General features: G+C 71.3%; 18 protein-coding genes and 6 tRNA genes. 16 read left to right on the top strand and 8 right to left on the bottom strand.

Annotated features, from left to right (window positions below):
- Positions 1-399 precede the first annotated feature (399 nt).
- Positions 400-606: a developmental transcriptional regulator BldC gene (gene bldC, locus FDM97_RS34595; protein ID WP_003949541.1), complete on the top strand. Its 207-nt coding sequence runs from the start codon at positions 400-402 to the stop codon at positions 604-606.
- A 331-nt stretch (positions 607-937) separates the two neighbouring features.
- Here the strand turns inward: bldC and FDM97_RS36745 are convergent, their stop codons facing one another.
- The 3 genes from FDM97_RS36745 to hrpA all read right to left on the bottom strand — a co-directional run bounded on the left by FDM97_RS36745 (position 938) and on the right by hrpA (position 5,384).
- Positions 938-1,117 carry a DUF6274 family protein gene (locus tag FDM97_RS36745; RefSeq protein ID WP_137994402.1) on the bottom strand — a complete coding sequence of 60 codons (180 nt, stop codon included), beginning with the start codon at positions 1,115-1,117 and terminating at the stop codon, positions 938-940.
- Between the two features lie 141 nt (positions 1,118-1,258).
- Positions 1,259-1,332, bottom strand: a tRNA-Asp gene (locus FDM97_RS34585).
- Between the two features lie 101 nt (positions 1,333-1,433).
- On the bottom strand, positions 1,434-5,384 hold the full coding sequence (gene hrpA / locus FDM97_RS34580) for an ATP-dependent RNA helicase HrpA (RefSeq protein WP_137994401.1): 3,951 nt from the start codon (positions 5,382-5,384) through the stop codon (positions 1,434-1,436).
- Between the two features lie 101 nt (positions 5,385-5,485).
- Between hrpA and FDM97_RS34575 the strand changes: the two genes are divergently transcribed.
- The 3 genes from FDM97_RS34575 to FDM97_RS34565 are packed head-to-tail and all read left to right on the top strand — an operon-like array spanning position 5,486 to position 7,461.
- On the top strand, positions 5,486-5,833 hold the full coding sequence (locus FDM97_RS34575; protein ID WP_137994400.1) for a hypothetical protein: 348 nt from the start codon (positions 5,486-5,488) through the stop codon (positions 5,831-5,833).
- Positions 5,834-5,884: 51 nt separating this feature from the next.
- Positions 5,885-6,631: a DsbA family protein gene (locus tag FDM97_RS34570; protein WP_137994399.1), complete on the top strand. Its 747-nt coding sequence runs from the start codon at positions 5,885-5,887 to the stop codon at positions 6,629-6,631.
- A complete protein-coding gene (locus FDM97_RS34565; protein WP_137994398.1) occupies positions 6,628-7,461 on the top strand; it encodes a cytochrome c biogenesis CcdA family protein in 834 nt (277 codons plus the stop codon). Before FDM97_RS34570 ends, FDM97_RS34565 begins: the two co-directional genes overlap by 4 nt.
- A 110-nt stretch (positions 7,462-7,571) precedes the next feature.
- Here the strand turns inward: FDM97_RS34565 and FDM97_RS34560 are convergent.
- From FDM97_RS34560 to FDM97_RS34550, 3 genes are all read right to left on the bottom strand, one after another.
- Positions 7,572-7,645: transfer RNA gene (locus FDM97_RS34560), tRNA-Phe, on the bottom strand.
- Positions 7,646-7,697: 52 nt separating this feature from the next.
- A tRNA-Asp gene (locus FDM97_RS34555) sits at positions 7,698-7,771 on the bottom strand.
- Between the two features lie 38 nt (positions 7,772-7,809).
- Positions 7,810-7,882, bottom strand: a tRNA-Glu gene (locus tag FDM97_RS34550).
- A gap of 104 nt (positions 7,883-7,986) precedes the next feature.
- On the opposite strand from FDM97_RS34550, the gene FDM97_RS34545 reads away from it, so the two are divergent.
- From FDM97_RS34545 to FDM97_RS34520, 6 genes are all read left to right on the top strand, one after another.
- Entirely contained in the window at positions 7,987-8,337 is a 351-nt protein-coding gene (locus tag FDM97_RS34545) for a metallopeptidase family protein (RefSeq protein ID WP_217510277.1), read from the top strand.
- A 248-nt stretch (positions 8,338-8,585) separates the two neighbouring features.
- Entirely contained in the window at positions 8,586-9,098 is a 513-nt protein-coding gene (locus FDM97_RS34540) for a hypothetical protein (protein ID WP_254705862.1), read from the top strand.
- A gap of 200 nt (positions 9,099-9,298) precedes the next feature.
- A complete protein-coding gene (locus FDM97_RS34535) occupies positions 9,299-11,551 on the top strand; it encodes a DEAD/DEAH box helicase (protein WP_137994397.1) in 2,253 nt (750 codons plus the stop codon).
- Between the two features lie 260 nt (positions 11,552-11,811).
- Complete coding sequence (locus FDM97_RS34530) at positions 11,812-14,019, top strand: FG-GAP repeat domain-containing protein (RefSeq protein ID WP_137994396.1); 2,208 nt, start codon at positions 11,812-11,814, stop codon at positions 14,017-14,019.
- A gap of 217 nt (positions 14,020-14,236) precedes the next feature.
- Positions 14,237-17,356, top strand: coding sequence for an FG-GAP-like repeat-containing protein (locus FDM97_RS34525; protein WP_137994395.1), 3,120 nt, complete (start codon positions 14,237-14,239; stop codon positions 17,354-17,356).
- A 137-nt stretch (positions 17,357-17,493) separates the two neighbouring features.
- A tRNA-Lys gene (locus tag FDM97_RS34520) sits at positions 17,494-17,566 on the top strand.
- 94 nt (positions 17,567-17,660) lie between these two features.
- Here FDM97_RS34520 and FDM97_RS34515 read toward each other — a convergent pair.
- Positions 17,661-18,539 (bottom strand): glycosyltransferase family 2 protein, encoded by an 879-nt coding sequence (locus FDM97_RS34515; RefSeq protein WP_175439345.1) that lies wholly within the window; start codon positions 18,537-18,539, stop codon positions 17,661-17,663.
- A gap of 117 nt (positions 18,540-18,656) precedes the next feature.
- On the bottom strand, positions 18,657-19,532 hold the full coding sequence (sigJ, locus tag FDM97_RS34510; protein ID WP_137995202.1) for an RNA polymerase sigma factor SigJ: 876 nt from the start codon (positions 19,530-19,532) through the stop codon (positions 18,657-18,659).
- A gap of 181 nt (positions 19,533-19,713) precedes the next feature.
- Here sigJ and FDM97_RS34505 point away from each other — a divergent pair, with 181 nt between their 5' ends.
- The 6 genes from FDM97_RS34505 (at position 19,714) to FDM97_RS34480 (ending at position 24,065) form a co-directional block, all read left to right on the top strand.
- Positions 19,714-20,193 (top strand): rhodanese-like domain-containing protein, encoded by a 480-nt coding sequence (locus tag FDM97_RS34505; protein WP_137994394.1) that lies wholly within the window; start codon positions 19,714-19,716, stop codon positions 20,191-20,193.
- A 95-nt stretch (positions 20,194-20,288) separates the two neighbouring features.
- Positions 20,289-20,362, top strand: a tRNA-Met gene (locus FDM97_RS34500).
- A gap of 121 nt (positions 20,363-20,483) precedes the next feature.
- Positions 20,484-21,224: a MerR family transcriptional regulator gene (locus FDM97_RS34495; RefSeq protein ID WP_137994393.1), complete on the top strand. Its 741-nt coding sequence runs from the start codon at positions 20,484-20,486 to the stop codon at positions 21,222-21,224.
- 85 nt (positions 21,225-21,309) lie between these two features.
- On the top strand, positions 21,310-21,684 hold the full coding sequence (locus tag FDM97_RS34490; RefSeq protein WP_137994392.1) for a hypothetical protein: 375 nt from the start codon (positions 21,310-21,312) through the stop codon (positions 21,682-21,684).
- Positions 21,685-21,765: 81 nt separating this feature from the next.
- Entirely contained in the window at positions 21,766-22,782 is a 1,017-nt protein-coding gene (locus FDM97_RS34485; RefSeq protein ID WP_137994391.1) for a PLP-dependent cysteine synthase family protein, read from the top strand.
- Positions 22,779-24,065 (top strand): MFS transporter, encoded by a 1,287-nt coding sequence (locus FDM97_RS34480; protein WP_137994390.1) that lies wholly within the window; start codon positions 22,779-22,781, stop codon positions 24,063-24,065. The genes FDM97_RS34485 and FDM97_RS34480 overlap by 4 nt, the downstream gene beginning before the upstream one ends.
- The last annotated feature ends 119 nt before the right edge of the window (positions 24,066-24,184 follow it).

The following is a 24,184-nucleotide window of genomic DNA, read 5'->3' as shown; positions in this document are numbered from 1 at the left end:
GCACTTACTACGCCCTTGCGCCCATCGCCCACCCTCGTGCCAAAATAGGACAAGGAGTCCGGGGAGGGTTCCTTCCGTCCAAGTATGGGCGGAACACTCAGCATTGCACTCTATGGGGGGTCTGACGACTCCTGATCGCTCTGTGACTGATCGTCACAGTGGCGTGACTGTCCGTTATGGCATGGTCCATCGACTTCCGCCCGCTGATGAACACCTGCGAGGGCAATTCCATCGGTTTGGCCGACGTGGCTGGACGGATGGTGTAGTTGTAGTGCCGAGGACAAGCCGTTCGTCCTATAACCGACTCGGCTCGCGTCCGCCATTTCGGGCAACGCGGGTCAAGGTGCAGAATTTAGAGGAAAGAACCGAGAAGGTTCGGTTCTCCCGAGGAGGCCGCTCATGACCGCTCGCACCCCTGATGCCGAGCCGCTGCTGACCCCCGCCGAGGTCGCCACGATGTTCCGCGTGGACCCGAAGACGGTGACCCGTTGGGCGAAGGCAGGAAAGCTCACGTCCATCCGCACCCTGGGTGGACACCGCCGGTACCGCGAGGCTGAGGTCCGCGCCCTGCTGGCGGGTATTCCGCAGCAGCGCAGCGAGGCCTGAGGTACCTGCAGTACTCGTAACACCCCGTAAGACCGGGCATTTCCGGGTCCCCCAACCTGGACCGCCCACCCCAAGCTCTGCCGACGGGCGCCTGCCCCAACAGGCTCTACGTCATCGATCGCGCTGGACTCCGCCGGGTCCAGCGCGATCTTTTTTGTGCCCGCTCACGAAGCTTGAAGGTTGGTGCAATTGCACATATTAAATGGGGCGGGTGTAGGAAGGGCATAAGCGGGGCACTTTGTAAAACTCGTTCGGTGACACCCGTCACACTGGCGAGGTCTTGCCAAGAACCAGCCTGCCACTCCTGGCGGCGTCCTCAACCCGCCGATGGTCATGGGCTGGTGGGACTTTCGTCCTCGGTCTGCTCGAGCTCCATGGCGAGCCTCAGGAGGCGGTGACAGACGGAACACCGCTGTGTGATGTGCCCAAAGCGGGAGGCGGCCGCCAGATGGGCGCGCAGCAGCGCGCGTACCTCATGCCTCGACTGCCGTGCTGCGGATGCCGCGGCCATGCGCGACCACCTCCGGTGTGGGCCCCCGATTCCCTGATGTCTGGGGTACCGGCGGCCGGCGGACGGCGTCAATACACGGGACCGCAACGAAGCGGCACGACGAAGAAGGCCCACACCGATCGGTGTGGGCCTTCTCTTCGGCGATCCTGACGGGACTTGAACCCGCGACCTCCACCTTGACAGGGTGGCGAGCTAACCAACTGCTCCACAGGACCATGCTCGCAGCCCTCAGTGGGGGCTGCGAAGAAGACTGTACAGCAGGTCAGAGGGTCTGGTCGAACCGGCGCAAGGCGACACCCGGAAGCGGTGCCCCCGGTTACGGCGCCGCCGCGTCGATCGCCTTCACGATCCGCTTGTCCGAGACCGCGTACGCCGTGCCCAGCGCGTGTGCGAAGTAGCTGACCCGGAGCTCCTCGATCATCCAGCGGATGTCGGTGACCTCCTTCGGCACCGGCCTCCCCTGGGGGAGCTGTTCGAGCAGCCAGGCGTACTCGTCCAGCATCTCGTGGACCTTCGCCATGCGCGTGGTGTCCCGCTGGACCCCCGTCGGCATCTGCTGCAGCCGGCGGTCCACCGCCACCAGATAGCGCATCAGGTCCGGCAGCCGCCGCAGGCCCGTCCTGGTGACGAAGCCCGTCGGCATCAGCCATGCCAGCTGCTCGCGGACGTCCGTCAGGTTGTCGATCAGGGCCAGGCTGTTCGTGGCCTTCAGGCGCCGCTCGCAGGCCTGCCAGGCCGCCAGGATCTGCTGGACCTGGTCCACCGTCCGGACGGTCGCGTCGACGAGGTCGGCGCGGACCTTGTCGTACAGCTTCCGGAAGGACTCCTCGTCCCACACCGGCCCGCCGTGGTCCGCGATGAGCTTGTCGGCGGCGGCGGTCGCGCAGTCGTCGAAGAGCGCCTGGATCGAGCCGTGCGGGTTTCGGGACAGCGCCAGCTTCTGCTGGTTGGTGAGCTTGTCCGAGGCGAACTTCGCCGGGTTCACCGGGATGTTCAGCAGGATGAGCTTCCGCGTGCCCCGCCACATGGCCTGCGCCTGCTCGGCCTCCGTGTCGAAGAGCCGTACGGCGACGGTCGCGCCCTCGTCCACCAGCGCCGGGTACGCCTTGACCGGCTGCCCGGCCCGCCGGGTCTCGAAGACCTTCGTGAGCGTGCCGATCGTCCAGTCGGTGAGCCCCGTGCGCTCCAGGGACTGCCCGGAGCCGTCAGGGCCCGCCGTGGCGGCCGCGGCGGCCTTGGAGAGGGCCTGGCGGGCCTTGGGGCGCAGCTTCAGCTTCAGCGCCTCCAGGTCCTTGTCCTCGGCGAGCTTGCGGCGCCGCTCGTCGACGATCCGGAAGGTGATCTTCAGGTGGTCGGGGATCCGGGAGAGGTCGAAGTCCTCCGGAGCGACCGGGACGCCGACCATGCGGTGCAGCTCGCGGGCGAGCGTGACCGGAAGCGGCTCCTGCAGCGGCACGGCCGAGTCCAGGAAGCGGGTCGCGAAGTTCGGCGCGGGCACGTAGTTGCGGCGGATCGGCTTCGGCAGCGAGCGGATGAGCTCGGTGACGACCTCTTCCCGCAGGCCCGGGATCTGCCAGTCGAAGCCCTCGTCCGTGACCTGGTTGAGGACATGGAGCGGGATGTGGACGGTGACACCGTCCGCGTCGGCGCCCGGCTCGAACTGGTACGTCACCCGGAACTTCAGCTGCCCCTGCCGCCAGGAGTCCGGATAGTCGGCCTTGGTGACCCCGGCGGCCTTCTCGTTGATGAGCATCTCGCGCTCGAAGTCGAGGAACTCCGGTTCCTCGCGCCGCTTGTGCTTCCACCACGAGTCGAAGTGCGCGCCGGACACGACGTGTTCGGGCACGCGCTTGTCGTAGAAGTCGAAGAGCGTCTCGTCGTCGACGAGGATGTCCCGGCGGCGGGCGCGGTGCTCCAGCTCCTCGACCTCGGTGAGGAGTCTGCGGTTGTCGGCGAAGAACTTGTGGTGCGTGCGCCAGTCGCCCTCGACGAGCGCGTTGCGGATGAACAGGTCACGGGAGGCCTCGGGGTCGATCCGCCCGTAGTTCACCTTGCGGTCGGTGACGATCGGCACGCCGTAGAGCGTCACCTTCTCGATCGCCATGACGGCCGCCTGGTCCTTCTCCCAGTGCGGCTCGCTGTACGTCTTCTTGATCAGGTGCTGGGCGAGCGGCTCGATCCACTCCGGCTCGATCCGCGCGTTGACCCGGGCCCACAGGCGCGAGGTCTCCACCAGCTCGGCGGACATGATGAAGCGCGGGGGCTTCCTGAAGAGCGCCGAGCCCGGGAAGACCGCGAACTTGGCGCTGCGGGCGCCCAGGTACTCGTTCTTCGCGCCCTCCTTCACGTCCTTCATCCCGATGTGGGAGAGGAGGCCGGCGAGGAGGGAGACGTGGACGGACTGCTCCGGCGCGGCAGCGTCCGCCGAGGGCTCCTTGAGGTGGATGCCCATCTGCTTGGCGACCGTGCGCAGCTGCGCGTAGATGTCCTGCCACTCGCGGATGCGCAGGAAGTTCAGGTACTCCTGCTTGCACATCCGGCGGAACGAGGACGAGCCGCGCTCCTTCTGCTGCTCGCGGATGTACCGCCAGAGGTTGAGGAAGGCGAGGAAGTCGCTCGTCTCGTCCTTGAAGCGGGCGTGCTGCTGGTCGGCCTGGGCCTGCTTCTCGGCGGGCCGCTCCCGCGGGTCCTGGATGGAGAGCGCGGCCGCGATCACCATGACTTCCCGTACACAGCCGTTCTTGTCCGCCTCCAGGACCATGCGGGCCAGGCGCGGGTCGACCGGCAGCTGGGAGAGCTTGCGGCCCTGCTCGGTGAGACGCTTCTTCGGATCCTTCTGCGTGGGGTCGAGCGCGCCCAGCTCCTGGAGGAGCTGCACGCCGTCGCGGATGTTGCGGTGGTCCGGCGGGTCGATGAAGGGGAACTTCTCGATCTCGCCGAGGCCGGCCGCGGTCATCTGCAGGATGACGCTCGCCAGGTTCGTACGGAGGATCTCGGCGTCCGTGAACTCCGGGCGGGCGAGGAAGTCGTCCTCGGAGTAGAGACGGATGCAGATGCCGTCGGACGTACGGCCGCAGCGGCCCTTGCGCTGGTTGGCGGAGGCCTGGCTCACCGGCTCGATCGGCAGCCGCTGGACCTTGGTCCGGTGCGAGTAGCGGGAGATACGGGCGGTGCCCGGATCGATCACGTACTTGATGCCGGGGACGGTCAGCGAGGTCTCGGCCACGTTGGTGGCGAGGACGATCCGGCGGCCGGGGTGGGCCTGGAAGACGCGGTGCTGCTCGGCGTGGGAGAGGCGCGCGTAGAGGGGGAGGACCTCCGTGTTGCGCAGCTGCTTCTTGAGGAGGGCGTCGGCGGTGTCGCGGATCTCGCGCTCGCCGGAGAGGAAGACCAGGATGTCGCCGGGTCCCTCGGACTGGAGCTCGTCGACGGCGTCGCAGATCGCGGTGATCTGGTCGCGGTCGGCCTCTTCGCTGTCCTCTTCCAGGAGGGGCCGGTAGCGGACCTCGACCGGGTACGTACGGCCGGAGACCTCGACGATCGGCGCGTCGCCGAAGTGGCGGGAGAAGCGCTCGGGGTCGATGGTCGCGGAGGTGATCACGACCTTGAGGTCGGGGCGCTTGGGCAGCAGCTGGGCCAGATAGCCGAGCAGGAAGTCGATGTTGAGGGACCGCTCGTGGGCCTCGTCGATGATGATCGTGTCGTAGGCGCGCAGCTCGCGGTCCGTCTGGATCTCGGCGAGCAGGATGCCGTCCGTCATCAGCTTCACGAAGGTCGCGTCCGGGTTCACCTGGTCGGTGAACCGGACCTTCCAGCCGACCGCCTCGCCCAGCGGCGTGCGCAGCTCCTCCGCGACGCGCTCGGCGACCGTGCGGGCGGCGAGCCGGCGGGGCTGCGTATGGCCGATCATGCCGCGCACGCCCCGGCCGAGCTCCAGACAGATCTTGGGGATCTGCGTCGTCTTACCGGAGCCCGTCTCACCGGCGACGATCACGACCTGGTGGTCGCGTATCGCCTTCAGGATCGCGTCCTTCTTCTGCGAGACCGGCAGCTGCTCGGGGTACGTGACCGCGGGCACGCGGGCGGCCCGCCCGTCGACGCGCTCCTTGGCCTTGCCGGCCTCGGCGGCGATCTCGTCCAGGACGGCCTCACGGGCCTCGGGCTTGCGGATGCGGCGGGCGCCCTCGAGGCGGCGGCCGAGCCGGTGGGCGTCCCGCAGCGAGACCTCGGCCAGGACGGACTGGAGGGCGGCGAAGGAAGTAGACATACGGACCCCAGGATCGCACCCCGGGCGGAGAACCGGCGAACCGATTTCCAGGGCGGTGCGGCCCGTAATATTTCGGGCACGTCGAGCCGAGAGGTACCCCTATGTTCCGCACCGTCCGCGCGCTGGCGGCGTTCGCCGCGCTGGTGGGCGTGGTGCTGGGGCTGCTGGGGTGCGGTGCGCCCCAGGCCGGGGCGAGCACGCAGGTGGTGGTGCAACCGGCCGGGATCCCGCCGGGCTGCGGCCAGGGTCACACGGACGACGGCGCCGCCCGGCCGGCGACGCCGCCGCGCCCGACCGGCTTCGGCGAGCTGCTCCCCGCGCTCACGGGCGAGCGGACGGCCTGCGGGGTCTGGGGCGGGGACGGAGGAGTACGGGACCCGGCACCGGGCCCCGAGCCGCCGGAGCTCGTACCGCTGTCACCGGTGGAGCTGTCGATCCTGCGCGTTTAGGCGGGGCTGAGCCGTCCGTCCTCGTCCGTTTCTGTGTGCAGGAGTTTCCGCATGTCCACGTCCACGTCCAAGTCCAAGCCGATCGTGATCATCTCCGGGGTGGCCGTCGCCGCCGCCCTGCTCGCTCTCGTCTCGTACACCGCGACCAAGCCCTCGTCGGGCGGTTCCGCCGGTTCCTCGTCCGCCGTGGCCGAGGTCTCCGCCGACCCGGGCAACGGCGTCTACCCCGAGCTGGAGGCGTACGCCCGCCGCGACGCCGGCGACAAGCTGGCCCTGGGGCGGCCGGACGCGCCCGTCGTGCTGATCGAGTACGCCGACTTCAAGTGCGGCTACTGCGGGAAGTTCGCCCGGGACACCGAGCCCGAGCTGGTGAGGAAGTACGTCGAGAACGGCACCCTGCGCATCGAGTGGCGCAACTTCCCGATCTTCGGTGAGGAGTCGGAGGCGGCGGCCCGGGCCGCGTGGGCGGCGGGGCAGCAGGGCCGGTTCTGGGAGTTCCACAAGGCCGCGTACGCGGAGGGCGCCAAGGAGAAGGGCTTCGGCAAGGAGCGGCTCGCGGCCCTCGCGAAGGAGGCGGGCGTCCCTGACCTGGCGCGGTTCGCGAAGGACACCGACGGCGCGGCGGCGCGGGAGGCGGTGAGCAAGGACCAGGAGCAGGGGTACTCGCTGGGGGCGACCTCGACCCCGTCCTTCCTGGTCAACGGGCGGCCGATCGCGGGCGCGCAGCCGCTCGACACCTTCACGGAGGCGATCGAGGCGGCGAAGGCGGCGGCTGCGGCGAAGACCGAGGGCCGATGACCCCGGACATCGGATACCTCGCGGCCTTCCTCGGCGGTCTGCTGGCGCTGCTCAGCCCGTGCAGCGCCCTGCTGCTCCCGGCCTTCTTCGCGTACTCGATCGACACACGGGCGAAGCTGGTGGCCCGTACCGGCATCTTCTACGCGGGCCTGGCCACCACCCTCGTCCCGCTCGGCGCGGCCGGTTCGTTCGCCGGGCGGCTGTTCTACGGCCACCGGGATCTGCTGGTGGCCCTCGGCGGCTGGGTGATCATCGTGCTCGGGGTGCTCCAGATCCTCGGCATGGGCTTCGCCTCCCGCCGTATGGCCGAGGTCAGCGGCCGGATCCGCCCCACGACCGCGGTCTCCGTCTACGCCCTCGGCCTGGTCTACGGCCTTGCCGGTTTCTGCGCGGGCCCGATCCTCGGCAGCGTCCTGACGGTGGCGGCGCTGAGCGGCAGCCCGGCGTACGGGGGGCTGCTCCTCGCCGTGTACGCCCTGGGCATGGCGGTCCCGCTGTTCGTGCTCGCGCTGCTCTGGGAGCGGTACGAGCTGGGCGGGCGGCGCTGGCTGCGCGGCCGCACGCTGCGCCGGGGCCGCTTCGAGCTGCATTCGACCTCGCTGCTGTCGGGCCTCTTCTTCGTGGTGCTCGGCACGCTGTTCCTGGCCTTCGACGGCACGACGGCGCTGCCGGGGCTGCTGTCGGTGGACGACTCGTTCGCGGTGGAGGAGCGGGTGGCGTCGATGGGCCGTTCGGTGCCGGACTGGGCGCTGCTGATGGCGGTGGTCGCGGTGGTGGCGGTGGTGCTCGCGGTGCGGGGTTGGCGGGGGAGGCAGCGCGAGGAGGCCTGAGTACGGGGAGGGCGCCCGGTTCCTGGCCGGGCACCCTCCCCGTACCCCCCGGCGTACCCCCACGGGCGCACGAAAAAGGCCCCGTTCTTCCGAACGGGGCCTTCTCTTTGTGGCTGGGGCCGGGGTCGAACCGGCGACCTATCGCTTTTCAGGCGATCGCTCGTACCAACTGAGCTACCCAGCCTGGGGTATCCCCAGCTCGAAGAGCGAGGGGACGAGACTGTTTCCAGCCTCAGCGATCCTGACGGGACTTGAACCCGCGACCTCCACCTTGACAGGGTGGCGAGCTAACCAACTGCTCCACAGGACCATGCAATGTGCGAGACAAGTCTCGCACACGGTGATGCGTGCCCCCAACGGGATTCGAACCCGTGCTACCGCCTTGAAAGGGCGGCGTCCTGGGCCACTAGACGATGAGGGCTAAGGGCCCACCTGGGCGCTTCTCAGCGCGTCGGGGACGTGAGAAGCATATGGGATCCCGGCCGCTATCGCCAAAACGGTTTCGCCTGGGGGGACAATGGCCGGGTGCTGGAGATGACGCGCGAGGAGTTCGAGGAGCTGGTGGCCGAGTCCTTGGACCGGATTCCGCCGGAGCTGACGCGGCTGATGGACAACGTCGCGGTGTTCGTGGAGGACGAGCCCTCGTCGGACGACCCCGAGCTGCTCGGGCTCTACGAGGGGACTCCGCTGACGGACCGGGGCGAGTGGTACGCGGGGGTGCTGCCGGACCGGATCACGATCTACCGGGGGCCGACGCTGCGGATGTGCGAGTCGCGCGAGGACGTCGTCGCGGAGACCGAGATCACCGTCGTGCACGAGATCGCCCACCACTTCGGCATCGACGACGAGCGGCTGCACGCGCTGGGCTACGGCTGACGGGTGACTGTCGGCTGACGGCGGGCTGATGGCGGGCTGACGGCCGGCCGGCTCGCCGGCCGAGGGGCGGTTGCCGCGGGGGCGTGTCTCTTGTGGCGCAAAGGGAGTTGGGCAGCGAAACGCGTTTCCTTTCCTGGCTTTCCCGCCCTTTGTGTCTTGGAGGTGCCTCCGTGCGCCATTTGCCCACCCGCGTGAGATGGGCCGCGACCGCGTTGGCGGTCGCCGCCTGCGCCGGTCTGAGCGGCTGCATGAGTGTGAGTGACGAGGGCGCGAAGCCGGCGCCCAGCGAGTCCGCGGGGAAGCAGGGCGTGGCGGCCGACTCCGACGGGGGCGCCGGGGGCTCGGGCCGGCACGGCGGGTCCGGTCGGGACATGGCCGGGAAGGGCGGGCCGGACGTGGACGGGACGGGCGAGGAGTCGCCGGTGCCGAGCGGGTCGCCGTCCGTCTCGGCGAAGCCCTCGGCGGACGCGCCGGGGGGCAAGGGCCCCAAGCCCAAGCCGGGCCACGAGCCGGGCAGGCCGAGCGCGCCGGGCGGGGACCCCACCCCGCCGGTGGATCCGCCGGAGCCGACGCCCACGCCGACCGACCCGGAGCCGACCCCGACCCCGAGCCCGAGTCCGACTCCGGAGCCCACGCCGGACCCGACCGACTCGCCGACCTCGACCCCCGGCGCGGACACCCACATGGGTGCGATGAAGGCGGCGGACGGGCCGGGCAGGTCGACGGAGCCGGAGGCATCGCCGCAGGTCGGGCCCGCGTGACGAGGTCCGGTTTGCCATAGGTGGGGGAGGGTGCGTATGGTGGTAGATCGTTTGATCCCATTGCCCGGCGCCGACACAGAAGAGCGCCGTGTGGCGCGTACTCTCCCTAGCCGTGGCTGGACCGCATTGAGGCGGTCGATTTGCGAATTTCACGGAGTTGACGGGCGCGTGCCGAGACTCCGGAAGGTTTCGCATTTCGCATGTCCATTTTCAGTTCTGACCACGCCGTCATGCCCGAGAACGACGAGATCGTCGAGGCCGTGGAGGCCACCGAGATCGTCGAGACCGAGGCTTCCGACGTGACCGAGGCCGCTGAGGCCACCGAGGCCGAGTCCTCCGAGCCCACCATCACCTTCGCCGACCTGGGCCTGCCCGAGGGCGTCGTGCGCAAGCTCGCGCAGAACGGCGTGACCACCCCCTTCCCGATCCAGGCGGCGACCATCCCGGACGCCCTGGCCGGCAAGGACATCCTCGGCCGCGGCCGTACCGGCTCCGGCAAGACCCTCTCCTTCGGTCTGCCGACGCTGGCCCAGCTCGCCGGTGGCCACACCGAGAAGAAGAAGCCCCGCGCGGTCATCCTCACCCCGACCCGTGAGCTCGCGATGCAGGTCGCGGACGCCCTCCAGCCGTACGGCGACGTGCTCGGCCTGAAGATCAAGGTCGTCTGCGGCGGTACGTCGATGGGCAACCAGATCTACGCGCTCGAGCGCGGCGTCGACATCCTCGTCGCCACCCCGGGCCGGCTGCGCGACATCATCAACCGCGGCGCCTGCTCCCTGGAGAACGTCCAGGTCGCGGTCCTCGACGAGGCCGACCAGATGTCCGACCTGGGCTTCCTGCCCGAGGTCACCGAGCTGCTCGACCAGGTGCCCGAGGGCGGCCAGCGCATGCTCTTCTCCGCCACCATGGAGAACGAGATCGGCACGCTGGTCAAGCGCTACCTGAACAACCCGGTCAGCCACGAGGTCGACAGCGCCCAGGGCAACGTCACGACCATGAGCCACCACGTCCTCGTCGTGAAGCCGAAGGACAAGGCGCCGGTCACGGCCGCCATCGCCGCCCGCAAGGGCCGCACGATCATCTTCGTCCGCACCCAGCTGGGCGCCGACCGCATCGCCGAGCAGCTCGTCGAGTCCGGCGTGAAGGCGGACGCGCTGCACGGCGGCATGACGCAGGGTGCCCGTACCCGCGTGCTCGCCGACTTCAAGGACGGTTACGTCAACGCGCTGGTCGCGACCGACGTCGCCGCCCGCGGTATCCACGTCGACGGCATCGACCTGGTCCTGAACGTGGACCCGGCCGGCGACCACAAGGACTACCTGCACCGCTCGGGCCGTACCGCCCGTGCCGGCCGTTCGGGTGTCGTGGTCTCCCTCGCGCTGCCGCACCAGCGCCGCCAGATCTTCCGTCTGATGGAGGACGCGGGCGTCGACGCCTCGCGTCACATCGTCCAGGGCGCCGGCGCGTTCGACCCGGAGGTCGCCGAGATCACCGGTGCGCGTTCGCTGACCGAGGTCCAGGCGGACTCCGCGAACAACGCCGCCAAGCAGGCCGAGCGCGAGGTCGCCGACCTCACCAAGCAGCTGGAGCGCCTGCAGCGCCGCGCCGTCGAGCTCCGCGAGGAGGCCGACCGCCTGGTCGCCCGCGCGGCGCGCGAGCGTGGCGAGGACCCGGAGACCGCGGTCGCCGAGGTCACGGAGGCCGCCGAGGCCGAGGTCGCCGCAGCCCTCGTGGCCGCCGAGCCGGTCCAGGAGCGCCGCGAGGAGCAGCGCCCGGCGTTCCGCGACGAGCGGGGCAACTACGAGCGTCGTGACCGTGGTGGCGACCGCGGCGACCGTGGTGGTTTCCGCCGCGACAACGACCGTCGGGACAACGACCGTGGTGGCTTCCGTCGCGACGACCGCCGGGACAACGACCGTCCGTCCGGTGGCTTCCGCCGTGACAACGACCGTCGTGACGACCGTGGTGGTTTCCGCCGTGACGACCGTCCGTCCGGTGGTTTCCGTCGGGACAACGACCGTCCGTCGGGCGGCTTCCGTCGCGACAACGACCGTCCGTCCGGTGGCTTCAACCGTGACAACGACCGTCCGTCCGGTGGCTTCCGCCGCGACGACCGCCCCTCCGGTGGTTTCCGCCGCGACAACGACCGTCCGTCGGGCGGCTTCCGTCGGGACGACCGTCCGTCCGGTGGCTTCAACCGTGACGACCGTGGCGGCTTCCGCCGTGACGACCGCCGCGACAACGACCGCCCCACCGGCGGCCACCGTGGCAGTGACCGTCCGTTCAACCGTGACCGCCGCGACGACCGTCCCGCGGGCGGCTTCCGCTCGGGCGGCGACCGCCCGTACGGCCGCCGCGACGACCACCGGGGCGGCGACCACCGCGGCACCGGCACGAACACCGGCTCCTTCGGCCGCCGCGACGACAAGCCGCGCTGGAAGCGCAACGGCTGATCTGGCGTAGGCAGCTGAGACAGCCGAGACAGCTGAGATAGCTGATCAGGGCCCGTACGACACCTCGGTGTCGTACGGGCCCTGCTTCTTTGAACAGGTTCGAAAATACCTTCCGGCGGCTGTGCGGCTCCTGTTAGCATCCGATCATTCGCATGGGGGGCGGTGTGGCCGGGGGGCCACCCATTACTTCTGTACTTCTGTTCAGCACAGGCACCGCTGTCTCCCCCATGCCTCTTCTTCATGCATCAGGGGAGGATCGAGTGCCTCGCAGCGCTCTTCTACGCCATTCCATCGCGGCCGTCACGGCAGCGACCCTTCTCGCCGGCATCGGCCCGCTGGCCTCGACGGCCACCGCCGCCCCGGCGTTCGCGGCCGGTGCCGCCGCCGCGACCATCGACCCGTGGGCGGCGTCCGCGCCGCTGACCGACGGCACGGCCATCCACGGCCTCGTGGATCTCAAGACGGCCAAGGACGGGGCGGTCGTCGCCCTCTGGTACCGGAGTCCCGAGGACCACAGCAAGCTCGAATACGTGGTGTCCGTACGCCCGGCAGGCAGTTCCGCCTGGGGCGCGCCGCACATCCTCACCACGTCGCCCAGCCAGCGCGGTGAGGCCCAGCTCGTGGTCTCGGCCGACGGGTCCGTCACGGCGGCCTGGATGGAGTTCCCGAACGACGTTTCGCCGGGGGACGAGAAGCCCGGCGGTGTGTTCCGCATGGCCGTCCTCGCGGCCGGCGCCACGACGTGGTCCGCCCCGTCCGAGATCATGACCCACCCCGACTGGGTCCACGGCGGGAAGGTGGCAGGCTCCCCGTCCGGAACGCTCGTCGCGACGTGGACGGCCGTCTCGGAGGGCAGGACCGGGCTGTACTCCTCGGTCCGCACGGCCCCGGACCAGGCGTGGTCGGAGCCGGTCCGCCTGGACGAGCCGCTCGCGGACGCGGGCCTCTCCTCCGCAGGGCAGCTCGTCTACTCGGGCCAGGGCACGGCGACCGTCGTCTTCCAGCAGTCCGGTGCCGAGACCAGCGAGATCAAGGTCGTCGACCGGACCGCCGACGGCACGTGGACCAAGCCGGTCACCGTCTCCGCCCCGAACGCCTACGCGCACAACCCCTCCCTGACGCTTGGTCAGGACGGCCGTGCCGTGCTCCTCTGGACGACGCAGGAGTCCCCGGCGGCCCAGGAACAGACCGAGGTGATCGCCCAGCGCCCCGCCGGAGGCCTGACCTGGGGGGCCGAGGAGCCGGCCAACGGGTTCGAGGGCGGTACCTGGCGGAAGATCGCCGTCGGCCCGGAGGGCGACGTCACGCTCCTCGGGGTCTCCTGGACCGATGAGAACCGGTTCGGCGCCCGCACCACCACACGGTCCGCCGCGACCGGCGTCTGGTCCGCCGTGAAGACGATCTCGACGGGCTACGTCCCCGACGACCAGTTCGATCTCACGGTCGGCCCCGACGGCACCGTCCACGCCGTATGGACCCAGGGTGACCAGGACCGGAAGCTGATGACCTCCTCCCGGGTCAACGGCGTCTGGTCCGCGACGCCGACGCCGCTGTCCACCAACACCAGCGGCTACGCCCTGGGCCTGGTCACCGTCGACGCGGCCAGCCGTCCCGTCGCCGTGTGGCAGCAGTCCACCGGCGACTTCACCACCCAGCTGCGCGCGGCCACCACCGCCCCCGCCCCCGCCCCGGAGCCCAAGCCGCTCCCCAAGTGGCGTGACTACAGCGGCGACGGCAAGGGCGACCTGCTCGCGCTCACCTCCGGCGGGTCGCTGACCGTGCGTACGGGCACCGGGACCGGAGGTCTCGCTACGGGCGCCACGGCGACCGGCTGGCCCGCGGGGTCGGTCGTCGTGCCCGTGGGGGATCTCTCGGGGGACGGGTGCAACGATCTCGTCGTGCGGAACTCCTCGGGGGTGCTGACGCGGCACGACGGTGGCTGCGGCAAGGCCTTCTCGCCGAACGGTCCGCGGCTGACGATCGGTTCGGGGTGGCAGATCTACAACAGCCTCTCCGCGCCGGGCGATCTGACGGGCGACGGCCGGACCGACCTGCTGGCGCGCACGCCCGCCGGTGAGCTGTGGCTCTACGCCGACGACAGCGCGGGCAAGTTCAAGCCGCGCGTGAAGGTCGGCTACGGCTGGCAGATCTACAACGCGATCGCCGGCGTCGGCGACCTGAACGGCGACCGGTTCGGTGACGTGCTGGCCCGTGACACGGCCGGGGTGCTGTGGCGGTACTACGGGACCGGCAAGGGCACGCTGGGCGCCCGCGTGAAGGTCGGCGGCGGCTGGCAGATCTACGACTCCGTGGTGGGCGTCGGCGACATCACCGCCGACGGCAAGGCCGACCTGGTCGCCCGGGACACGGCCGGCGTGCTGTGGCGCTACAACGGCACCGGTGCGGGCACGTTCGCCGCCCGGGTGAAGATCGGCGCCGGCTGGCAGATGTACAAGACCCTGTCCTGACAGGTGACGCTCGGCAGGGCCCGCCCCGCACCTCGGTGCCGGTGCGGGCCCTGTCCCGTATCGGCATTCGGCATTCGGCGGTCGACGTCCGACGGGTTACGCTCAGCCGGTCGACGGGGCGAGACGTGCCGGCCAGGGGGCCCGGCGGAGGCTTCTCCCCTCGTCCGCATCTCCGTTCGGCCCTGGGGAGGGACTCTCTTTGTCACGCCATGCCCGTGTGCGGCGCCCTCGCGCGCGTACCGCCGTCCTCGCCGTCGCACTCCTCGCCTCCGGCGTCGGAGCGGCCGGGACCACGCCGTCCCTGGCCGCACCGGGCGCGCCGGTCGTGGGGATCGACCAGCTGGACGTGACGCCCAACTGGCGTGCCGTGCCCCGGCACGAGACCGTCACCGCCGTCGGCCCCACGGGCTATGTGCACGAGACCGAGGACTCCGCGAGGACCACCGGCGGAGAACTGTGGTGGACGGACTTCACGGACCCCTCGAAGAGCGTTCCGCTCGGGTACGGGGTGGGGCGCCCCTTCGCCGAGTCCGGTATCGGCGGGCGGTACCTGTACGTCCAGCGTGAACTCGGCGCGTACGTCGTCCGCGACCTGGAGACCGGCACCGAGCGGGCCGTCGACACGCCGCCGACCGCGAGCTACTGGGGGCTCCTCGGCGACAAGCTGCTCTTCGAGCAGCGCGCCTCGGAGGAGTTCGGGACGTCCGCCGGCTACTACCTGCGGCGCGCCGCCGACCCGACGGGCGCGTCGATCCCCGTGACCGGCTGGCCCGCGGACGCCAACGTGCCCGCGGCGCGGCTCGTGGCGGGTGACGCCACCGTCGCCGTGATCCGCTTCGGCCGGTCCTCGGACCCGTACGACGTCACGTACAGCGACCTCGGTCTCGTCGATCTGAGCACCGGGCGGATGACCGTGGTCCCGGCGACCACCCCGTCCGGGAGCGGGCTCGCCGCGCCGGTGGCGGTGAGCCCCGACCGGCTCGCCTGGATCGACGCGGGCCGCCGGGTGCATGTGCGGCAGCGCGCCGACCTGGCCGGTGCCGAGCAGACCTTCGTCCTTCCCGAGGGCCTGAGCACCGCTCGTATCGGCATCGTCGGCGCGTGGGTCCTCGCGTTCGGCGAGGCCACGGGCGAGGACGCCGCCCTGAGGCGGCGGCTCGTCGCGCTCCACCCCGACGGGCGGTCGCAGACCCTCCTGGAGAAGGCCGAGGGCGAGATCAGCCAGGTCGGCGGCGGGGGCGCGGCCGTCGTCGGCGGCAGCTCCGCCACCGACTGGGCCGTCCTCAAGGCCGTTCCGGGCAAGGAGGGCGGCGCGCCGGTCCTGGAGAAGCTGCGCCGCGTCGAACCGATGCCGGCGACGGTGCACTCGATCGCGCTCGGCGCGGGCCGGCTCTCCAGCCTGGAGGGCGGCGGGCCGCAGGGCACGGGCTTCCACGGGCGGACGCTGCCGGTCGGCCCGCTCCACACCGGTGATCCGCAGCCGGTCTGGGCGGGCGCGGAGCCGAAGCGGCTGGAGAGGACGACGCCGCTGTTCGACAGTGGTGACGGCCGTACGGTCTATCTGGCCCACGACGACTTCAAGCCACTGGAGGTCGTCGCCCGCACCTCCTCCGGGCAGGTGAGCCGGGCGCTCACGGCGGACCAGCACGGGAAGCTCGCCGACGCCTTCGGCCGGTGGGCGGTGTTCCAGGGCGACGGCGGAGAGACGCTCGTCGTGGATCTGGACGCGGCGGCCGGCACGCCGGCCGTCGTCCGGAAGCAGCCGAAGGCGGCGGCGGCACTCTGGGGCGACACCCTCTTCACGGGCACGTCCACGAACGGTGAGGTCGCCCGCGTCGACCTGGCCACCGGCAGGGACCTGGGCAAGGTGACGACCGGCGCCGGCTGCCCGGCCACGGAGCTCCAGGCGGCCGCCGGGCGCTGGCTGTACTGGACGTGCGGTCAGATCTCCCAGCAGGGGGTCGTCGACCTGAAGACGGGGGCGAGGATCTCGCTGGGGTCGGGGACCGCCGCCGGCGGTCTGCTCGGCGACGGCTACTACGTGGCCCGGGATCCGGGGGGCTCGTTCAGGCTCCGGGTCACCGACTTCCGCACGGGGCAGGCCCAGACGCGTTTCCTCGACGACTCCGCGACCGCGGTCGTCGTCGGCGCCCGCCGGGAGGCGTGGACCGTCGACCGGTTCGGCGGGCCCGTCGCGTACCGGGACGGTGACAACCGCGTCCACGTGGTGTGGCCCGGCGTGCCCACCTCCGACCTGACGGCGGCCGCGACGAACGCGCCGGCGGCCATGCGGGTCGGCGACGGCTGGAAGGCGTCCTGGTCGCTGTCCAAGCCGGCGTCGATGTGGCAGCTGACGGTACGTCGCAAGGCGACCGGCGCGGAGATCCGTACGTACGGAGGCGGCGAGGCCCGGAGCCGGATCGCGGCGGCCTGGGACGGCAGGACGGCCACGGGGAAGATCGTCCCGAACGGCACGTACACATGGACGCTGTCGGCGAACACCGCCGACGGGCAGGGCCAGGACCTCGCGGTCTCGGGCGCGATCGAGGTGTCCGGCGGTGTGCCGGAGTGGCGGGATCTGGCCGGGAACGACGGTCTGGGCGACCTGCTGGTGATGGACACGGCGGGTCTGGTGTCGATGTACCGGGGTACGGGCGCGGGCGGCGTGTCGGCGCGGATCGCGGGGACGGGGGCGGCGTTCCCGACGTCCTCGGTGCTGGTGCCGTTCGGTGATGTGAACGGCGACGGCTGCGCGGACGTACTGATCCGGGTGGGCGACCAGCTGCGGGCGTACCGGCCGGGCTGCGGAAAGGTGGTCTCGGCGTCGTCGCCGTACACGCTGATCGGCGCGGGCTGGGGTCAGTACGACGTGCTGACCTCGCCGGGCGATGTGAACGGCGACGGGTTCACCGACCTGATCGCGCGTCAGGCGTCCACGGGGGACATGTACTTCTACGCGGGTACGGCCGACCACCGGGTGAAGTCCCGGGTGCGGATCGGCACGAACTGGAAGCTGTACAAGAAGATCGTCGGCGCGGGCGACCTGAACCGGGACGGCCGCGGCGATCTGCTGGGCGTCGACGGCTCGGGCGTGCTGTGGCGCTACTACGGCACGGCGACCGGCGGCGTGTCGCCCCGGGTCAAGGTCGGCGGCGGCTGGGGCGTGTACTCCTCCCTGGTGGGCGTCGGCGACCTGTCGAGCGACGGCAGAGCGGACCTGGTCGCCCGGGACACCTCCGGCCGCCTCTGGGGCTACAGCGGCACGGGCACGGGCCTGTACGGCACCCGGGTCCTGATCGGCACCGCCGGCTGGAACGCTTTCAAGGGCCTGTACTGACCCTGCACCGCCCCTGTACCGACCCCACCCGCGGGGTCCGCCCGGCCATCCGGGCGGGCCTCGCGGAGACGGGGCCGAGTCGGATACCCGATCGGTTCCGGGGATCTATGCGGCTATGCTCGTGGGTGATGTGCCAAGGGCCGTTAGCTCAATTGGCAGAGCAGCGGACTTTTAATCCGTTGGTTGTGGGTTCGAGTCCCACACGGCCTACCGATGGCGACGCGCCCCGACCGGGTTCCGACCGGCCGGGGCGCGTCGTCGTTTCAGCCCGTCCGGTGCGCGCGGATGGAGGGGCAAGGTCCGGCTAGACGACCGGTGGGCGGCCCAGGCGGCTCATGCGCCAGACCGTGGACCAGCGCATGGGGGTTCTGGCGCCGCCCGGGCGGCGTACGCCTTCGGCGAAGCCGGCGAACCAGGCCTTCAGGCCCGGCAGGGACCGTGTGCGGGCCAGGGTCAGGAGCGTCCATACGCCCAGGTAGGCGGGGACGAGGAGAGCGGGCAGGTTTCGCTTGGCCAGCCAGACGCGATTGCGGGCGGTCATCCGGTAGTAGACGGCGTGTCGGGCCGGGCTGGTCTTCGGGTGTTGCAGGAGCAGTTCCGGCGCGTACAGCACCTTCCATCCGCCATCGAGGGCACGCCAGGCGAGGTCGGTCTCCTCGTGGGTGAAGAAGAACTCCTCCGGCCAGCCGCCGATCTGGTCCAGCATCCGCATCGACAGGCCGTGGCCGCCGCCGAGGAAGGTCGTCACCTCGCCCCCGCGCAGAGGGTCCTTCGCGCCCAGGCGGGGCACGTGGCGGCGCTGGGTCTCGCCGGTCTCGTCGGCGATGCGGAACGAGACGATGCCCAGCCGGGGATCCGCCTCGTACAGGTCCGAGAGCCGGCGGAAGACGTCCGTGTCGACCAGCAGGCCGTCGTCGTCCAGGTCCACCAGGACGTCGACGTCGCCGAACTCGCGCAGGACCCCGATCGCGACGTTCCGGCCGCCCGACACGCCCCGGTTCTCCGGCAGCTCGACACCGGTGACCCCTTCGGGGAGGTCGGGAAGCGAACCGGTGCCGTTGCCGACCACGACGACGCGGGCGGCCGGCTCGTCCTGGCCGGTCACCGAGTCGAGCAGCGCCCGGAGTTCGGCGGGCCGGGTGCCCATCGTCAGTACCGCCACACCCACGCGCGGTCGCGCCACAGCCCACTCCGTCCGGTCACCGGGATTGTCCCGAGCCCGCGATGCTAGCCGCCGCACGGCCACCTCTCGTTCACGTCGTTCACGCGAAAGGCACCCGCCCCGCCCCACCCCGCCCCGTCAGACGTTCAGCGCCGCCAGGCGCTCCGGGTCCGCCAGGATCTGGATCTCCACGATGCGGTCGTCCACGACCGTGAACGCCATCAGGCCCGCCGGGCGGCCGTCCACCAGGGAGACCACGCCGGGGGCGCCGTTGACCAGGACCGTGCGGTAGGCGCGGCGGTAGCGGGCGAAGGTGAGGGCCTGGCCGATGACCGCCTCGGCGCCGCGGACCAGCTTCGAGGCCGCCGCGAGCAGCTTGCCGCCGTCCGCGCGCAGGACCACGTCCGGGTCGAGGACCGCGAGAAGGCCCTCGAAGTCGCCGCCCTGGGAGGCCGCCATGAAGGCGTCGACGACCTCGCGCTGACGGGTGACGTCCGGTGCGGGGGCCGGGACCGCGCCCTGCACGCGGCGGCGGGCGCGGCTGGCGAGCTGGCGCGTCGCGGCCGGGGTGCGGTCCACGATTTGGGCGATCTCGTCGAAGGAGACCGCGAACATGTCGTGCAGGACGAACGCCAGCCGCTCGGCCGGCCCCAGCGTCTCCAGGACCACGAGCAGCGCCAGGCCCACCGAGTCGGCCAGGAGCGCCTCCTGCTCGGGGTCGGTGGTGGTGCCGTCCGTGCCGCGGACCACCGGGTCGGGGACGTAGTACTCCAGCGGGTCCTCGCGGCGGGAGGCGCGCGAGCGCAGCATGTCCAGGCAGACCCGGCCGACGACCGTCGTCAGCCAGCCGCTGAGGTTCCGCACCTCGCTGATGTCGGCGCGGTTGAGCTTGAGCCACGCTTCCTGGACGGCGTCCTCGGCCTCGCTGAGCGACCCGAGCATCCGGTAGGCGACCGCTTTCAGGTGGGTGCGGTCGGCCTGGAAGCGCTCGGCCAGGAGGTCCTTCTCGTCCATGGTCTGTGCCTCTCCCTCGTCGATTCCCGTCATGGGCATGACGGACGGCATCCGCGAAACGTGACCGAGGCGTGAGATCCCCGTCGCCCCCCGGCGAACGCCCGGCTTTCCCCGGCCGATCGGCTTCGGTACCGGGCATTGCCACTTCAGCGTGTTGATCTTCAGCCGTAGATTTTCACGCATGACGACAACCGCGCAGGTCAACGCCGTACTTCGTACCCCGCCGGCCACTCCCGCCGCCGCGGCCGCCTACTTCTCCGCCAGCCTCGCCTTCCACGCCGACGTCTCCGATGTCGCCTCCGCCCTCGCCGCCGACGGCGACCCCGGCTTCGTGGTCCTCGACTCCCGCTCCACCGCCTCCTGGGACCAGGGCCATGTCCCCGGCGCGGTCCACCTGCCGACCGCGCTCATCGCCGAGCAGGCCGAGCAGCTGCTCGACAAGTCCGTGCCCGTGGTCACGTACTGCTGGGGCCCCGGCTGCAACGGCGCCACGCGCGCCGCGCTCGCCCTGGCCCAGCTCGGGTACCAGGTGAAGGAGATGCTCGGCGGCTTCGAGTACTGGGTACGCGAGGGCTTCCCGTACGAGACCTGGGAAGGGCCCGCGAAGAAGGACGCGGACCCGCTGACGGCTCCGGTCGACTCCGAGGACTGCGGCTGCTGAGCGGCTGCTGAGCGGCCGCCGAGCGGCCGCCGAGCCGGTGCCGGGAAAACGGATTAGGGGATCGGCTCACCATGCCGTAAGGTCATATTCACCGACGCGGGGTGGAGCAGCTCGGTAGCTCGCTGGGCTCATAACCCAGAGGTCGCAGGTTCAAATCCTGTCCCCGCTACTCAGTAGCAACGAAGGCCCGGATCCAGTCACTGGATCCGGGCCTTCGTCGTGCCGCGTCGTCTCCCACCACATCTTTCGGGCTTGACCTTTACGCAACGTCAAGATCTAGCGTTTTCGGTATGGAGTGGTCGATCCAAGAGATCGCCAAGAAGGCCGGCACCACCAGTCGCACCCTCCGCCACTACGGCGAGCTGGGACTGCTGGAGCCGAGCCGGATCGGCGCCAACGGTTACCGGTACTACGACCAGGCGGCGCTCGTGCGGCTCCAGCGCATTCTGCTGCTGCGCGAGCTGGGGCTCTCCCTGCCCGCCGTCGCCGAGGTCCTCGAAGGCCAGCGGGACACGTCCGCCGCCCTGCGCACCCATCTCCTCCTCCTGGAGCAGGAGCGGGAGCGCATCGGGCGGCAGATCGAGGCCGTGCGGACCACTCTCCACAAGACCGAGAACGGAGAAGAGCTCATGGCCGAGGAAGTGTTCGACGGGTTCGATCACACGCAGTACGAGGAGGAGGTCACCCAGCGCTGGGGCCGCGAGGCGTACGAGAAGGGCGACCGCTGGTGGCGCTCGCTCGGCGCCGCGCAGAAGAAGGCCTTCATGGACGAGCAGGCCGGTATCGCCCGCGACTTCGCGCAGGCGGCGCGGGACGGCCTCGCCGCCGACAGCGACGACGTCCAGGCGATCACGCGGCGCCACGTCGAGTGGCTGTCGATCACCACGACGCCGTCGAAGGAGTACGTGATCGGCCTCGGCCGGATGTACGTCGACGACCCGCGTTTCACCGCCAACTACGACCGGCACGGCGAGGGCACCGCCCTCCTTGTCCGCGACGCGATGCAGGTCTACGCCGAGCGGAATCTGTAGCCGTACGCCCATAAGTAAACGGTGGCCAAAACGGGGCCTGTCGCTTTGCGACTGCACGGCGCCGAACCGTAGTGTCGCGCGCACCATGAGTGACGGAGCGGTGACTGACGTGCGGCGGCGGGCGCCCGCCGTCTTCGTCCTGCTCGCGCTCCTCGCCCTCCTCGTGAGCGTCTGCCACGGTTCGCACGGGCACATGCTCCCCGTCGCCGGCGCGACCACCGCCTCCGCGCCCGCTCTGCCGCACGGCTGTGAGCGGCCGGGCGAGACGTGGTCCTTCGACGCCCATCTGCCCGCGCAGGTCGCGCCGCAGTCCCCGGTGCCGGACGCCGCGGGAACCGCCGTCCTGTCGTACGCGGAGCTCTTCCCCGCCCCTCCGCACGCGCGCTGCGTCCGGGGCAGGGCGGGTCCCGGCCCCGAGCCGGGCCGGCTGCTGATCGCCCTCGGAGTGGACCGGAACTGAACCGGGTCGCACGACACACGACGACCCCGGTTCCTTCCGCGCTCACGCGCTTCCGCGTACCACCCCAAGGACGTATCTCCCATGAGCAAACTGCTGTCCCTGGCCGAGCAGACCGTCGGCAACACCCCCGTGCTGTGGATGGACGACGGCTACTGGGCCAAGCTCGAAGGCTTCAACTTCGGCGGCATCAAGGACCGCGCCGCCCTCTACATGGTCGAGCAGGCGCGCCGCCGCGGTGAGCTGCGGCCCGGCGCGCCCGTCGTCGAGTCGACCTCGGGCACCCTCGGCCTCGGCCTGGCGCTCGCCGGGGTCCTGCACGGGCACCCCGTCCACGTCGTCACCGACCCGGGCCTCGAACCGATCGTCGAGCGGATGCTCGTCGCCCACGGCGCCCAGGTCCACGTCGTGCCCGAGCCGAGCCCGCAGGGCGGCTGGCAGCAGGCCCGGATGGACCGGGTCGCGGAGCTGCTCACCGGCCTCGACGGAGCCTGGTGGCCGAACCAGTACGGCAACCCCGACAACCCCGCGGCGTACGGCGGGCTCGCCGCCGAACTCTCCGGGCAACTCGACAGGATCGACGTCCTCGTCTGCGCGGTGGGGACGGGCGGGCACTCGGCGGGCATCGCCCGCGCCCTGCGCGCCACGTCGAGCCCCGCCCTGGAGCTCGTCGGCGTGGACTCCGTGGCGTCCACCGTCTTCGGCCTCCCGGCCGGCGAACGGCTGATGCGCGGGCTCGGCTCCTCGATCCACCCCGGCAACGTCGACCACGGCGCCTTCGACGAGATCCACTGGGTGGGGCCGGCGGACGCGGTCCGGTCGGCCCGGCGCCTGGCGTCGCGTCAGTTCGCCACCGGAGGCTGGAGCGTGGGCGCGGTCGCGCTGGTCGCGGGGTGGCTGGCCCGTACCCGGCCGCGCGGGACGCGGATCGCGGCGGTCTTCCCGGACGGCCCGCAGCGGTACTTCGACTCCGTCTTCAGCGACGAGTTCTGCGCGGCGCACGGGCTGCTCGACGCTCCGGTACGCGAGGAGCCGGCGGCGTACGAGAGCGGCGGCGCGGTCGACGGCTGGACCCGCCGCGTGCTCGAGCGGGTCCGATGAGCGCGCGGACCGAGGCCTCCGCCAAGGCCTCCGCGAAGGCCTCCGCCAAGGGCGGGATCTGGCGCCAGAGCCGTAGCTTCGAACCGGCGGTACGGCTGCTCTTCCTCAACCAGCTGACCATCAACCTCGGCTTCTACATGCTGATGCCGTACCTCGCCGCGCATCTCGCCGACGGTCTGGGGATGGCGGCCTGGGCGGTCGGGCTCGTCCTCGGCGCCCGGAACCTCTCCCAGCAGGGCATGTTCCTGGTGGGCGGGGCGCTGGCCGACCGGCTCGGCTTCAAGCCGCTGATCGTGGCCGGCTGCGCGCTGCGGACGGTCGGCTTCGGGGCGCTCGCCTTCGCCCAGTCGCTGCCGATGCTGATCGCCGCGTCCCTGGCGACGGGGCTCGCGGGGGCGCTGTTCAACCCGGCCGTGCGGGCGTATCTCGCGGCGGAGGCGGGGGAGGAGCGGCGCGTGGAGGCGTTCGCGCTCTTCAACACGTACTACCAGGCGGGGATCCTGCTCGGGCCGCTGGTGGGGGTGGCGCTGACCGGGGTGTCGTTCCGGCTGACGTGCGTGGTGGCGGCGGTGCTGTTCGCCGCGCTGACGCTCGTACAGCTGCGGCATCTGCCGGTACGGCTACGGGAGAAGGCCTCCGAAGCCTCCGAAGCCTCCGAGTCGACCGAGGAGCGGGGCCAGTTCCGTACCGTGCTCGCCAACCGCACCTTCTGGCTCTTCTCGTTGGCGATGACCGGCTCGTACGTCCTGTCCTTCCAGGTCTATCTGGCGCTCCCGCTGGCGGCGGACGGCACGGCGGCGACGACCGCGCTGTTCGTGGTCTCCGCGCTCGTGGCGCTGGCCGGGCAGCTGCGGATCACGGCCTGGTGCCGGGCGCGGCTCACGCGCGAGCGGTGTCTGGTCCTCGGCCTCGGGCTGATGGGCGCGGCGTTCCTGCTGCCGGTGGGGGTGCCCGGGCTCGTGGGTCTGCTGCTGTGCGCGGCGGCCCTGGCGGTCGCGAACGCGGTGCTCTACCCGTACGAGATGGACACCGTCGTCGCCCTCTCGGGCGGGCGGTGGGTGGCCACGCACTACGGGCTCTACAACACCGTGTGCGGGGTCGGGATCACGCTAGGGAACCTGGGGACGGGCGTGCTGCTCGACGTGACGGGGTGGTCGGCGGCGCCGTGGCTGGTCCTGTGCGGGGTCGGCCTCGGCTGCGCGGCGGCGGTGGGCGCGCTGGGGCGGGGCGGCCGGCTGGGCGCGGGCACGGCGAGGGATACGGGCGCGGGCGCGCGGGGCTGAGGGGCGCGCGGGGCGGCCCACCGCGCGCGTCACCCACTCGGCCGAGCGAAGGTCGCCTCGCGGCGCGGCTCCCTTCACCCTGGGGAGGGCGCGGTACGGTCCGTCGCCGTGTACGGACC

The organism is Streptomyces vilmorinianum (genome assembly GCF_005517195.1).
Classification (GTDB): domain Bacteria; phylum Actinomycetota; class Actinomycetes; order Streptomycetales; family Streptomycetaceae; genus Streptomyces; species Streptomyces vilmorinianum.
Note: the sequence above shows the minus strand (reverse complement) of the source record. Positions and strands in the feature narration are given on the sequence as shown.